This is a genomic window from Occallatibacter sp. (assembly GCF_049802275.1).
In the GTDB taxonomy this organism is placed as follows: domain Bacteria; phylum Acidobacteriota; class Terriglobia; order Terriglobales; family Acidobacteriaceae; genus Telmatobacter.
The window spans coordinates 1-13,718 of sequence record NZ_JBARMD010000052.1 but is presented as its reverse complement, the minus strand read 5'-3'; the positions used below and the strand labels follow the sequence as shown (position 1 = coordinate 13,718).

Sequence of the window (13,718 nt, the reverse complement as noted above, 5' to 3'; positions counted from 1 at the left end):
GTTTATTTCTGCCCAGAGGCAGGGGCCCTTGGGGACTTAGACATGCCCGTAGTTGGAATTCTGGATCGCGACGTTCAATTGCTTGCTCACTCCGTCGATAACCATGCTGTCAATGTGATTCGTCCCGTCCGGCAGCTTGCTGTAGTTCACGGTGAGGTTCATCGCATCTTTCGGGTCATCCATGTAGGACGCGATCTGAACACGGACGATCGATTTCTGTTCCTTGTCGAAGACCAGCGTCATCGAATCGCCAGGCTTCACATAATTCTTAATTACAAGCTGCACTTGACTTGGGGAGCCGGCAACCGGCCCCAAGGTGATGTTGCCCTGTGCGGCGGCCTGTTGTATTTTTGCTGGATCAGGTGGCGCGTATTGTTGCGCCAGAGCCTTCATTGACTCTGCGTAGTCTTTGTATTCTTCCTTCTTCTTTGCAACCACCTTCTGTTTCATACGTCCGCCGCTTGGCGGGGCCGCATCCTCGGGGGGATCCAAAGACGTCTTCTGTGGCTTACCATCCGGCCCAAGACGTACCTGGTAGTGCTGTACCTTCTTTACTTCGCCTTTCAGGCTGATCGTGTCCTGCTCATTCCAGCTATAGGACATGAGAGCCTGCTTGTTCTTCGCGGAAGCCTGCTTGATTTCCGCGATGCGTTGCTGCATCTCTGGGCTTTGCGCATTGGCAGTACAAACAAATCCTGCGAATGACCCAAAAACTAAGACGGAGGTTAATGCTGCGCTCATGCTGCGGGCTTTGATCTTCATATTTCCTCTCACCACTCCAATTCGTACACGCATTGGTCAGACATCCAGATCATTCACACTAAGCGCCAAAAGGACCCTGGCGTCCGTAAGTCAGTGCATCACGGCACGTGAGCGTTGGAAACTGTTAGTTGTTACAGGCCCACCCTCGCATTACGATGTTTTTCCAGCCAAGATCAAACGAACGGATGCGGATGCTACTGTATCTTTTGACAGTTCCCGCAGCTCTGACATCCCAACTAGGCTGCTGCCAGGAACATGCGTGCAGGCGTACTACTGATCGAACCAACGGCCCGCCTGGCCACGCGGAGAATTACATTGAGCAGGTCCTCGGAAGGAACCGGTACAGCAGAGGAAGTTCAGAACTTCTATAACCAGTATCCCTATCCTCGTCCGGTGGATGATCTGGCAAATTATGGACTGCTTTGGAACGATCGTCAAAGACGTATCGCGGATTTTCACCTGTTTTGGCCCGCACAGCCTTACAGGGAAGACTTTTCAATTCTGATCGCCGGCTGCGGGACCTCGCAGGCAGCGAAGTATGCGATGCGCTGGCCTGAGGCCCAGGTAACCGGCATTGACTTCAGCGCGACGAGCCTACGCAAAACTGAGGATCTCAAGCGAAAGTATGACCTCAAAAATCTCGAAGTGCAGCAGTTAGCCGTCGAGCGAGCAGGCGAGTTAGGCAGAAGTTTCGATCAGATTGTCTGTACCGGGGTTCTACATCATCTTGTTGCCCCCGACGCGGGCCTGAGCGCCTTACGCACCGTGCTCAATCCGGACGGAGCGATGCATCTTATGGTCTACGCTCCGTACGGACGAACCGGAATCTATATGCTGCAGGAGTTCTGCAGAAAGCTCGGTATCTCAGCATCGGATGAAGCAATTCGAGATCTTGTGGCTGCGCTCAAATTGCTGCCGCCCGGACACCCCCTGGAAACCGTTTTACGCGTGGCGCCGGATTTTGGTAATGAAGCGGAACTTGCCGATGCTCTCCTGCACCCGCAGGACCGAGCCTATTCAGTACCGCAGTTCTTTGATTTTCTCGATCGCGCCGGCCTGAAATTCGGGCGATGGACCCGGCAGGCGCCCTACAGTTCAAAGTGTGGCGTGATCCCCAGCCTTCCCCAGGCAGACCTGCTGGCAAAACTGACTTTGAACGAGCTTTATGCCGCCGTGGAGCTTTTTCGGGGCACCATGGTCCGCCACAGCGCAGTGGTCTATCGGGATGAAACCTGTGCGGAACTCCAGCGGATAGATTTCTCGCAAGACGGCTGGCTTGATTATGTGCCTGTACGCATAGCGGATACGGTTTGTGTGCTCGACCGGTTGCCCCCGGGCGCTGCCTCCGTTCTTATCAATAGGGCCCACACGTTCAGGGACCTGTTTCTGCCCATTAACGCCACGCAAAAGCGATTCTTTGATTCGATTGACGGAAAGCGCCGCATCGAAGACATCGTCCAGACTACATCCACCCCCATCGAACAAACCAGGGACGTCGATCTTGCGCGTTCGTTTTTTGAGCAGCTTTGGTGGCAGGATCAAGTGGTATTTGACACATCGGGACTTCGCACGGACATCTCGTAAGTCTGGCTCATCGAAACGCTCGCAACCCCGGCTTGCGGGAAGGTGCGATTGAAGAGGCCCGGCGAATCGCTGGGCAGCTCTGTCCCTCCTCGCCCGAACCTCGAATGCACCCCAGCCTGTTCATTTTGACAGTAGGCACTTAGCGCAAGCGAAGGTAGCATCCCCGAAGAGGTGAAATATCCGCTGGTGAAGATGTGTCTTGATTCTGTCGTTCTTCGGCATGAGGCGCAGGGTATTTCACTCGCGGGAGCAGAGTTTTCCCGCCTTGCGGCAAAGCGAGCGGGCAAGCCAACAGTTGTTATGTTTTGATTTCTCGTTTCTTATGACGCACTTTGCGACAGAGTGGCGGCGGTGGCTCTGCTGCGAATGCGGTGCGACCGGTGCAAGGAGATTGAAATGAGTCCCGTAAAGTGGCCGCGGGTACTGATCACAAGCGATCAGATTCTCCTCTCAGAGGAGTATGCGAAGCTCCTGCGGCCTGAGTTTCAAGTGGTCGGAATCCTGGCGGGCGAGCCGGCACTTTTGGCCGCGGTTGCGGAGCTTAGACCAGACGTCATCATTTTTGACGTTGGCGAGAACTCAAAGAATGGTTTGGAGACGCGTATACGTATCAAGAAGCTGACGCGAATGGTCCGGATGGTCTACCTGACGCCGACCATTGATCTTGGCGTCGCGTCCGAAACGCTTCGAGGTGGAGTCTCCGGATATCTACTGAGGCCTTCCTATCAGGCGGAGCTTTTGACTGCCGTTCGCGAAGTACTCAAGGGTCAACACTACATCTCTGAATCGATCATGCGTGCTGTCGCCGAGTCGTCATCTCTCGAGAAAAACGATTCGCACCTGAGCCGGGAGAGTCTCACGGGTCGACAGCGCGAAGTTCTCAAGTTGTTAGCAGAGGGAAGAACGATGAAAGAAATCGCCTATGTCCTGACGCTGACTCCTCGCACGGTTGCGTTTCACAAATACAAGCTCATGGAGCGGCTCGGCCTCCAGACAAACGCGGATTTGATTCAATATGCAATTCAAGAGCATATCGTCACTCCCCGTTCCTAGACCGGATCTGCAAGCGATTGAGGTTACTGAGAACGCTCGGAACCGGAGCGGCGCCGTACTTGGCAGGCTCACTCCCATTTCAACGGAGCAGAGATAAAGACCTGATGTGAGAGCACAGCCTTGACCGCCGATCTGAGATCTTCAGTGATTCGCGGCTTGGTTACGTAGGCTCGGCCTCCAGCGCCGATCGCAGCTATTACGAAATCAGGATCTTCGTGGACGCTGAGGAAGATGATCTCTTTCGCATAACCCTGCTCTCGCAGGCGCTGGGCAATCTCGATGCCACTTCTGTCTCCCAGTGAGATATCAAGAATGATGACATCCGGACTTAGGCTTGCCACTTTGGAGCAAACCAAATTGCCGTCGGCGACCTTGCCGATGACATCATATTCAGGTCGAAGCATGTTGCTTACATGGTCGAGGATTTCAATACTGTCGTCTACAAGCAAGATGCGAACACAGGGCCCCTTCTTACCTTGACCTCCGAGGGTGTCCGACGTCATTGCAAACTTAAAGAAGTGGGCACTTGGCATGGCGTTTCTCTAGAAACCGAGCGTCCTTTCTTGGTTTAGTCAGGACTTTAATCCCGGATTCATGTACTGCCTACTGTCAGAACTAACGGTTTGTTGATTAATTTGAATTATTTTCTTTAATTATCCGGTCGCTGAATCTGGTTACCCCAATCCATCCAGCCTTCGCCTTCGACAAGGCTCACCTTTTACTGTCAATATGCACAGTGGAGACGGGTCGCAGTGCATCCTGAGGATTAGACGGGTAGGTTACTCCTCATTGGTGCGATAAGTGACAAAGAGCGTGAAAGTACCCTGATCAATGCCATTAGGCCGATCTCCGTGTGATCCAAATCACATTTCCCATAGATTGAAGACGTAGAATTTGGACTAGCAGACCAATTTGAAATTGTGTTCCGTTGAATGCGGATTATCTTCATTCCGAAGAATTGACCATCGCGCCTGAAAGACGCCGAGTTGCAGGGAGTCGCCCCCGTGTTAAGTTGGCAGAAGGTTGCAATGAGAGTCTTTTCCCTAGCTCGGCTCGCCAGCCGGATGGCCGCATTGATACGCCAGGCTGAACTTAACTGGCCACTTGTTTGTCGCGGTCTTTCATTCGCGCCCCTGCTCCTTGCCTCCACTCTCTCCTGGAGTGCGCCAATCACCCGTCCAGTCAGAATTCTGATGCTCTATTTCGGGGGAAGAGACTCTCTCGCGTTGGACAGATTTCAGGCCGGCATCCGAAGCGAAATGGAACGAGCACTGGATGCTCCAATCACCATTTACACGGAGTCTTTTGACGAGGAGGGATTAGGTCGCAATCCCTTGTATGCGATTGCGATGGAACAATATCTGCGCGACAAGTATGCCGACGGACAAATCGACATTGTCGTGCCCGTTGGCCAATATCCACTCCAGTTCCTGCAAACCAGGCAAAAAGCGCTCTTTCCGAATGCCAAACTCCTCTATCTGAGTATCGGAATACCGCCGCAGCAACCTGTCCTAAATTCGACTGGGATGGTGTTGCCATTGAACATTGGCCCCACGGTCGAGGTTGCGCTGGCGCAGAACCCGGGAGCCCGGCAGGTGTTGCTGATCGTGGGCGCGACTCCAGTGGACCGCAGCCTTGCTCAACTCGCGCTCGTGAGCGCTGAGAGACACTTGCGGGAAAAGCGCAGGCAGGTCGATCTCCAGGTGCTCGCTCCGGGTACCATCACCGAGAATCTCAAGGCCGTAGCAGCTTTGCCGCCGGATATGATCTCTGTCTTTGTTTCCTATTTTGGAGACTCCACGGGCGAGACCTTTGTTCCAGCGCGCATTCTCCCGAATTTTTCGGCTGCTACAAACCGGCCCATCTATGGTTGGCCTTCGATCTTTCTCGGCAGGGGCATCGTCGGCGGGAACCTCCTTGACATGGAGGCAAATGGAGAGGCGTTCGGGAACTTGATTGTGCGGGTCATCCGTGGAGAAGCTCCGGGAGCAATCCCATTGACCATCGGCAATCTGTCGAAGGACGAGTTCGACGGGAAACAGATGAAGCGCTGGGGTATCCCAACGGACAAAGTTCCCCCGGGCAGCAACGTGATCAACCGGGAGTATTCGGTATGGGAACTCTACAGGTGGGAGATTCTAGGGCTGATCGGCCTCGTGCTTCTTGAAGCAGTTCTCATCGCGAGCCTGTTCAGGCTGACGATTAACCAGAAGCGCCAGGCCCGTAACCTCGCGTACCGGCGCAGAGCCCAGGCTCTAATAGCGAACTGTGCCGCGGCTTTCATCAATCTTCCTGCGGAGTTCGTGGGTAGCGAAATCGAGATTTTGTTTCAAGACGTGCTCGAGTTTTTTGAACTTGATCGGATCAAGTTGTTCGAATTCTCTGCTGGGACCGGAAAGCTTCGCCTGCTGTGTGCTCGCGGTGCAACGGCTTCCGCGCCGCTGACGATTATCGATTTGCAGAAGTTGAACTGGGCCGCGAAGCAACTGACGCAAGGGACCGTTGTGCTGGTATCCGACCTCGATGATCTGCCGCCTGAAGCTTCTGAAGTGGTGGATTATCTGGGCGCTCAGGGCGTCCGCTCCTTCGCCGCATTTCCGCTCATCCGCGGCGAGAGTCCGTTTGGAGCCATGAGCTTTTCCACTGTTCGAACCAGGCAAGTATGGGAACCTGATCTCGTTGGGGCTTTGCGCACCATCGCCGATATCTTCGGGAGTGCCCTGGAACGCAAAAGTGCGGAAGAGTCAGCAAGTGTGAGCCGAGATCGCCTCACCGGCATCGTAGAATCCGCGATGGACGCCATCATCGCGATCGATGAACAACAGCGCATCGTGGTGTTCAACGCGACAGCAGAGAAAATGTTCGGCTGCTCCGCTGATGAAGCGTTAGGCCATCCGGTGGAGCGCTTCATCCCTCAGCGTTTTCGCGCTCATCACCGTGAGCACGTCGTGCGCTTCGGCGAAGACGGAGACACCAATCGATCGATGGGTGCCCTGAGACCTATCGCAGCCCTGCGGCTCAACGGGCAGGAGTTCCCCATTGAAGCATCGATATCGCAAGTCAATGTCGGTGGTGCCAATCTCTTCACAGTGATTATTCGGGACGTCACCGAGCGCCATCAGGCCGAGAAAAAGTTACGCGAAAGCAACGAGCTGAACCAATCGATCCTGCAATCGCTGAAGGAGCATTTGGTTGTACTCGATTCCAGTGGCGTCATCGTTGCGGCAACTGCCAGAGGCCCTGAGTTCGTTGCGATCAACGGGATAAACACAGAAGACCTTCGCGTTGGCGACGACTACCTTGCAATGTGCAAGGCTTTGGCGCAGACCGGCGATCAGAATGTAGCAGTGGCACTGGAGGGAATTCAAGCTGTATACGATGCAAGAACCCAATTTTTCGAATTGGAATATGCGTATGAATCGGGAAGTGACGGACGCTGGTTCTTGATGACGGTGACTCCGCTGAGAAAAACAGGTCATGGAGTACTGATTTCGCACGAGGACATCACGCAGCGAAAGCGAAATGCGCAGGCGATCAGGGAACTAAGCGGCCGCCTCATCAACGCCCAGGAGCAGGAGCGGTCGCGCATCGCTCGCGAGCTGCATGATGATATCAACCAGCAAGTCGCCATGCTGGCGATCGAGTTGCAGCAATTGAAGTCTTCAATTTCGGACCACTCGCCCGAAAGCAATGAGAAGATTGATGCTATTTGGAGGAAGACCTATGCGCTTTCATTGGACATCCAGCGTGTTTCGCATCAACTCCACTCTTCCAAGCTCGATCATCTTGGGATAGTGGCGGCCCTCCGCGGCTTGTGTAATGAGGTCTCGGAGCAGAGCAGGATTGAAATCGATTTTCGGTCTTTGCAAGTGCCGATGGTGATGGATTCTGATGTTTCTTTGAGCATTTTTCGCGTCGCCCAGGAAAGTCTCCATAACATCACGAAGCACGCCAAAGCTCGAAAAGTGCAGGTCGAGTTGTTGGGAACGAGCAATTCGGTAGTGTTGCGGGTGTGGGATGACGGTATTGGATTTGATCCCGACGCTCCAGAACATAGAGCCGGCCTTGGAATGATTAGCATGAGGGAACGAGTTCGCTCCGTGGGTGGAACCATAAATTTCTCCTCCACAGCCTCCCTGGGAACACGAGTCGAAACCACGATTCCTCTGGTGTACGAATCCGTTGGCACCGCGGACGATCCCTTAGACCCGCTCCGCTCTTCGCGGGCGGCAAAAGTTCTAAATCTTTGAATTTTGGAAATGGTCCCATGAGTCTCAGTTGACCGAATCCACGTCATCTGATGAGAATGAGTTATGGCAATTGGCCATTATTCCCTGGCAAAATCCCTCGCCCAATCTTCGCCAGTTTTCGTCCGGACATGTGGTCTCTACTATGAACAAATTGAATAGCTTATTGCGCGTACCGTTCCAGAGGCTCCGCAGGCGGATATGCGCGCTGAGAGGGGTCTTTGTTGATCCCCATAGCGTGCGCAGCACTCAAGATGAGAATCTTTGGAATAAGGGTAGAGCATTCTTTTTATTTGGCGTCCCCGACGGGATTTGAACCCGTGTTATCGCCGTGAAAGGGCGGTGTCCTAGGCCGGGCTAGACGACGGGGACGCTTGAGAAAGGGCAGAAAGACGGTCAGAACGGCCGGATATGCGCCCTTAAGAAGGGTACCAACCCGCTCCAGCCCTGTCAAAAGAGCTTTTAAATGAGATAGCCGAACGAGAACACTGTCCACGGGAAGCCGCGGTTTGTTTCTTCGATCACTCTGGTTCGTTATTCTTGCTTTCATAACCGATGAGTTTCATCCAAATTGCTTCTCATTCTTGCGGGTCTGGCGTACCTTTCCGCAATGAATCGGAGGCCGGAATTCTAGGTCCGGAAGCCAGTCGGTTGAGGGGAAGAGGCGCACCTGGAGATCGACGGTACGTCAAACGTCAAAGCAAATCCATTAGGGCAGGAGTCTCGGTTGAAGAGGGGTTGGAGAAGCTGATTTTAGGCTCGCGGGGTCATTGCAGCGACATCGGTATCTCGATTTGCTGACCCTCGGATTGCTTGTGGTGCTGATTCTCAACCCGTTCGCACCACCGGAAAAAGCGTCTGAGGTCACAAAAAACCAGGTGACAACATGACCGGTGTTCCCACGGCGTTTTTTTGCGACAATCGCCTGATTCCATGCATCAACTAAGCGCGTCACAATTAAGTATTTTTCTCTCAACAAAGTGCCGGTTTTATGCGCCACATCACACGTGTCGGCAACCGCGGGGTTGTACCATAAATGCTGCATTTCGTGCTCCGTTGGCCTGATGGAATGGGCGTGGAGGCAAAGTTAGGGGTTTTTATTTTGAGATTCAATTTTGGTGTAAGCAGCGCATTGCTGATAAGCCTGGCTGCAATCGGTTGCCAGCGGGGAGCGCAAAAGGCTCCGCAGGCGGCGGGAATGCAGGCCATGCCGGTGAAAACAGTGGCGGTAACGCTCCAGCCTGTCGCCCAGAGTAGCGAATATATGGCGACGATCAAGTCGCGGCGGTCGGCGACGATTCTGCCCCAGGTAAACGGGCTCCTAACCAAGATCCTGGTACACAGCGGCGAACGCGTAAAGGCGGGGCAGGCGCTGATGGAGATTGATCCTCGGCAGCAGCAGGCGCAGGTGGCTTCGCAGGGGGCGACCGAGCGGCAGAAGAAGGCCCTTCTTGACTACGATGCGATCGAGTTGGATCGGCAGAGGAAGTTGTTTGCCGCCGGGGTTACCAGCAAGGATGCGCTCGATCAGGCACAACAGGCCTACGACAATGCCAAGGCCGACTACGAAGCCGCACTGCAAACACGCAACATGCAGGAACAGCAACTTGCGTACTATACCGTCCGCGCCCCGTTTGACGGCGTGGTCGGCGACATACCGGTGCATTTGGGCGACTACGTTTCGCCATTGATGTCGCCGACTGCGATGCTGACCACGGTGGATCAGCCCGGTGACCTTGAGGCGTACATTTACATTCCAACCGAGCGATCGGATCAGGTGCGGATCGGGCTCGCCGTGGAGTTGTACGACACAAGCGGGAAGCTCCTGGAGAAGTCGAAGATCGATTTTGTCTCTCCGCAGGTGGATCCGAGTCTGCAGAGCATTCTGGCCAAGGCTCCGGTGCACGCCACGCCGGATATCATGCGCAATGCCCAGTTGATCAAGGCGCGCGTGATCTGGAGTACGAAGCCGATGGCGGTAGTTCCAGTCTTGGCAGTGACTCGACAAGGTGGACAGACTTTCGTGTTCGTCGCGCGGAAACAGCCAGATGGGCATTTCATCGCGGCACAGACCCCGGTGACGTTGGGCGACACGGTGGAGAATGCCTACTCAGTCAGTTCGGGCCTGAACGCCGGTGACCAGGTGGTTATTTCGAGCACGCAGTTCCTGGTGAACGGAATGCCGGTTTCTCCCATACCCGGTTGAGCAAAACCTCCGCTTACGAGCGATGCGCCAATGGCGCCGAAGGAACACAACGAAAGAGGGCTCATTTTGTTTGTTGATTTCTTTATTCATCGACCGGTCTTTGCAACGGTTTGCGCACTGCTGATTATCCTCGCCGGTGCAGTTTGCATTCCCAATCTTCCGATCGCGATGTATCCGACTCTGGCGCCCCCGCAGGTGAATGTAGTCTCCAATTATGTGGGTGCCAATGCGGACACGGTGGAGAAAGCAGTCACAATTCCGCTGGAAGAAGCAATCAACGGTGTGGAGGGCATGCGGTACATTCGATCCTCCAGCACCAACAATGGAACCAGCCAGATCACGGCGACATTTCAGACCGGCTATGACCTGGATATCGCGGCGGTCGACGTGCAGAACCGTGTCGCCAGTGTTACAGGACGTTTGCCTGCGGCGGTAAATGCAACGGGTATCTCCATCAGTAAGGCGAACACCAATTTTGTATTCGGTGCGGGTTTCTTTACGCGCGACGGGCGCTATTCCCATGAGTTCATTTCGAATTACCTGGATGTTTACGTAAAAGATGCTCTAAAGCGCGTGCCCGGCGTGGGCGACGTGAATATCTTCGGTGAGCGCAAGTACGCAATGCGGGTATGGCTCGATCCACTGAAGCTTGCTGCGAATGGGCTTACTGCAACCGACGTAGTTAACGCGCTACAGGAACAGAACGTCGAAATCCCTGCCGGGCAGCTAGGGCAACAGCCGTCCAATGACAAACAGGCGTATCAGATCCCCGTGCGCGTAGTGGGCCGCCTTTCGAGTCCGCAACAGTTCGACAATATCATTCTGAAGAGCAACGCCAACGGGTTGATCCTGCTTAAGAACGTCGGTCACTCTGAGGTCGGCGCAGAAGACTATAGCTCGATGCTCGAGTACAACGGCTTGTCTGCGCAGGGCATTGGTGTCCTGCAGCTTTCGAACGCGAATGCGCTCGACGTGGATGCAAAAGCCAAAGCCGTGTTGAAGGATCTCTCCAAGAGCTTTCCTCCGGGGCTTGAGTATGCTGTAGCCTTCGATTCGACCACCGTTGTGGGTGAGTCGATCCGCGAAGTGCTGGTCACCCTGGCTGAAGCGATCGGAATCGTCATTCTGGTCATCTTCCTGTTCCTGTTGGATTGGCGCGCGACGATCATTCCTGCGGTAACGATTCCAGTTTCTTTAATTGGTACGTTTGCGTTCATTCGGATCTTCAATTTTTCCATCAACTCGCTTACCCTCTTTGGAATCACGCTGGCGACAGGACTTGTGGTGGACGACGCGATCGTGGTGATTGAGAACGTGCAGCGCCATATCGCTATGGAGCACTCGAATCCTCACGAAGCCACGTCACGCGCCATGAGCGAAGTGACCAGCGCAGTTATCGCGACATCCCTGGTATTGATTGCGGTGTTTGTCCCGGTTTCGTTTTTCCCGGGGACCACAGGCATTCTCTATCGGCAATTTTCGCTGACGATCGCGTTTTCAATTGCCATCTCAGCTTTCAATGCGTTGACGCTCTCTCCGGCGCTGTCGGCGATGTTCTTGCGCGGAGAAGAGGCACGGCCGGCGCAACTCGACTTTCTGCATATCCAACCGCTCTCGCGCGCCTTTGCCGGGTTCATTCACGGCGCCGATGCGTTCGTTTCCTGGCTGGGCAGGACCTACGCAAAGATCATCCACGTCGCTCTACAACTGCGCTATGCGCTCTTGCTTCTTTTTTTCGTAGGTTTGGGTGCAACGGTCTGGATCTATAACAAGGTTCCAACCGGCTTCATTCCACAGGAAGATCAGAGCTTTCTCATGGGCATTGTTCAGGCGCCTCCGGGGTCGTCACTCTCCTATACACAAGCACTTGCTGAACGAGCCCAATCCATCATCTACTCCAACAAGGACATCGCCGGCGCGTTCACGATTGTCGGTTTCAGTTTCACGGGTAACGCTTCGAATGCCGGAATGATGTTCATCAGTACCAAGCCTGCAGCCGATCGTCGCGGCAAAGGTCACTCCGCGGCGGATATCGTTGCGGACTTGTCGCCGAAGCTGAGTTCGCTGATGTTTCAGCCGAATGGCGGACTGGTTGCGGTGATTCAGCCCCCTGCGGTGAGCGGCGTGGGGAGCTATGGTGGCTTTCAATTCATGCTGCAAGATACGGGAGTGAATACGATCTCTGACCTGGATCGTGTAGCACACCAGATTGTTGGAGCCGGACGCGCGCGCAAGGACATTACGGGTCTCATCACGACATTCTCGGCCAACGATCCCCAGGTATTGGTTACCATCGATCGCGAGAAGGCGAAGGCGATGAACGTTCCTCTTTCGCAGATCACCACCACCTTGGGCGTCTTTATGGGTTCACAGTATGTGAACGATTTCGATTTCAACAATCGGACTTATCGCGTTTACGTGCAGGCTGACCAGCCCTATCGGATGACGGCGAAGGACTTGCATAACTACTATGTGCGGTCAGATTCTGGACAGATGATTCCGATGGATAATCTCGCGACCGTAAAAGAGAGTTCCGGGCCGCCGGTCATCACGCACTATAACCTGTTCCGCGCAGTGGAAATCGATGGTTCACCGGCTCCTGGATTCAGCTCGGGGCAGGGCATCACCGGCATGGAAGGCCTGGCGAAGCAGAACATGATGCCCGGCATGCGCTATGAGTGGACGGGGTTGACGCTGGATGAAATTGAGTCGAGCGGGCGGGCGCTGACCATTTTCGGATTAGGAATTCTGGTGGTGTATCTGACATTGTCGGCGCAGTATGAGAGCTTCGCGCTGCCTTTCATCATCCTGCTGGCGGTGCCGATGGCGGTGCTCGGTGCACTGGGGCTAGTATCGTTGCGCGGCATGTCCAACGATGTGTACTGCCAGATCGGACTGGTGATGCTGATCGGGTTGTCGGCCAAGAATGCGATTCTGATTGTGGAGTTCGCGGAACAGCTTCGGCGGAAAGGGCGGTCAATTGCGGAGGCTGCGATTGAGGCTGCGGAACTGCGGCTACGGCCGATCTTGATGACTTCATTCGCGTTCATCCTTGGCGTTCTACCCTTGGTCTTCGCAACAGGCGCGGGTGCATTGGGCAGGCGCTCCGTGGGTACAACGATCGTGGGCGGCATGTTGTTCTCGACGGTGCTTAACCTGGTGTTCATTCCCGTGTTGTATGTGCTGCTGAGCCGGCTCTTACGGCGCGGAGACGATCACGACGTGGCGCACGCGGACGAAGCGGTCTAAGATCGTCAAGGTTTCGGGCGATGCGCGATGATGTAATCCCTGATGCGGTTGTATACCTGGCTTGTGACGACGCCACGGTCAACAAGTTCGTTTTTCGCGCGATAGGGCCGGTAGCGAATGATGCGTTCGGCCCAGGTACGGGTCATGCCCGGCACTGTCATAAGTTGATCAGGAGTTGCTGAGTTGATGTCGACGCGCGCCTCTGGCGCGGGACCTGCGTGCGAGCCGGTCTGGACCACTGGCACTTGTTGTGCAAGGCATGCCATGCCTGGCGTCAATGCACAACTTAGCGCGAGGGCAAAGATTTCAAAGGATAGCTGAATCTTCACATGCCTATTCTCTGCCATCAGATAATCGAATCGTAAGCCCTCCAACACGATTGCGCCAAAAGTAGGAGACGGACAGTCGGTTTCCTGCAAAAATGGATACATGGCAATTTCCCCCATTGCACCGTTAATACCGGCATCGGTCCGCACGCTGCGCGGCAGAATTCTCGGCAGCACCAGGCTGGTGATCCTGCTTGTTCTGTTGATGGTCCTCGTCGGGTGCCTGGTGTTTGCGTGGTTGACACGCGACGCGATGGCGAATTTCTCCTTTCTCAACACCCAAGGCACCCG

General features: G+C 54.6%; 9 protein-coding genes and 1 tRNA gene. 6 read left to right on the top strand and 4 right to left on the bottom strand.

The window, feature by feature from the left end; all coding sequences use genetic code 11:
- Window positions 1–36: 36 nt before the first annotated feature.
- The gene (locus tag WA354_RS01715) at window positions 37–762 is read right to left on the bottom strand and encodes a hypothetical protein (protein WP_472811280.1); all 726 of its coding nucleotides are present in this window, start codon (window positions 760–762) and stop codon (window positions 37–39) included.
- A gap of 315 nt (window positions 763–1,077) precedes the next feature.
- On the opposite strand from WA354_RS01715, the gene WA354_RS01710 reads away from it, so the two are divergent.
- Entirely contained in the window at window positions 1,078–2,346 is a 1,269-nt protein-coding gene (locus WA354_RS01710) for a class I SAM-dependent methyltransferase (protein WP_472811279.1), read from the top strand.
- Window positions 2,347–2,742: 396 nt separating this feature from the next.
- Window positions 2,743–3,399 carry a LuxR C-terminal-related transcriptional regulator gene (locus WA354_RS01705; protein WP_472811278.1) on the top strand — a complete coding sequence of 219 codons (657 nt, stop codon included), beginning with the start codon at window positions 2,743–2,745 and terminating at the stop codon, window positions 3,397–3,399.
- 68 nt (window positions 3,400–3,467) lie between these two features.
- Here WA354_RS01705 and WA354_RS01700 read toward each other — a convergent pair whose 3' ends face one another.
- A complete protein-coding gene (locus WA354_RS01700; protein ID WP_472811277.1) occupies window positions 3,468–3,932 on the bottom strand; it encodes a response regulator in 465 nt (154 codons plus the stop codon).
- A gap of 726 nt (window positions 3,933–4,658) precedes the next feature.
- Between WA354_RS01700 and WA354_RS01695 the strand changes: the two genes are divergently transcribed.
- On the top strand, window positions 4,659–7,649 hold the full coding sequence (locus WA354_RS01695) for a PAS domain S-box protein (protein ID WP_472811276.1): 2,991 nt from the start codon (window positions 4,659–4,661) through the stop codon (window positions 7,647–7,649).
- A 291-nt stretch (window positions 7,650–7,940) separates the two neighbouring features.
- On the opposite strand, the gene WA354_RS01690 is transcribed toward WA354_RS01695, so the two are convergent.
- Window positions 7,941–8,018 (bottom strand) — tRNA-Glu (locus tag WA354_RS01690).
- 730 nt (window positions 8,019–8,748) lie between these two features.
- On the opposite strand from WA354_RS01690, the gene WA354_RS01685 reads away from it, so the two are divergent.
- On the top strand, window positions 8,749–9,852 hold the full coding sequence (locus tag WA354_RS01685) for an efflux RND transporter periplasmic adaptor subunit (protein ID WP_472811275.1): 1,104 nt from the start codon (window positions 8,749–8,751) through the stop codon (window positions 9,850–9,852).
- Window positions 9,853–9,882: 30 nt separating this feature from the next.
- A complete protein-coding gene (locus WA354_RS01680) occupies window positions 9,883–13,101 on the top strand; it encodes an efflux RND transporter permease subunit (protein WP_472811274.1) in 3,219 nt (1,072 codons plus the stop codon).
- Between the two features lie 5 nt (window positions 13,102–13,106).
- Here the strand turns inward: WA354_RS01680 and WA354_RS01675 are convergent, their stop codons facing one another.
- Window positions 13,107–13,532 (bottom strand): ComEA family DNA-binding protein, encoded by a 426-nt coding sequence (locus tag WA354_RS01675; protein ID WP_472811273.1) that lies wholly within the window; start codon window positions 13,530–13,532, stop codon window positions 13,107–13,109.
- Here WA354_RS01675 and WA354_RS01670 point away from each other — a divergent pair.
- On the top strand, window positions 13,531–13,718 hold a 188-nt coding region (locus tag WA354_RS01670; RefSeq protein WP_472811272.1), incomplete at its 3' end, for a hypothetical protein. The genes WA354_RS01675 and WA354_RS01670 overlap by 2 nt on opposite strands.

Coding starts and splice junctions, on each gene's coding strand:
- WA354_RS01715 (WP_472811280.1), bottom strand. CDS start 762: ATGAAGATCAAAGCCCGCAGCATGAGCGCAGCATTAACCTCCGTCTTA.
- WA354_RS01705 (WP_472811278.1), top strand. CDS start 2,743: ATGAGTCCCGTAAAGTGGCCGCGGGTACTGATCACAAGCGATCAGATT.
- WA354_RS01700 (WP_472811277.1), bottom strand. CDS start 3,932: ATGCCAAGTGCCCACTTCTTTAAGTTTGCAATGACGTCGGACACCCTC.
- WA354_RS01695 (WP_472811276.1), top strand. CDS start 4,659: ATGGAACGAGCACTGGATGCTCCAATCACCATTTACACGGAGTCTTTT.
- WA354_RS01680 (WP_472811274.1), top strand. CDS start 9,883: ATGGCGCCGAAGGAACACAACGAAAGAGGGCTCATTTTGTTTGTTGAT.
- WA354_RS01675 (WP_472811273.1), bottom strand. CDS start 13,532: ATGTATCCATTTTTGCAGGAAACCGACTGTCCGTCTCCTACTTTTGGC.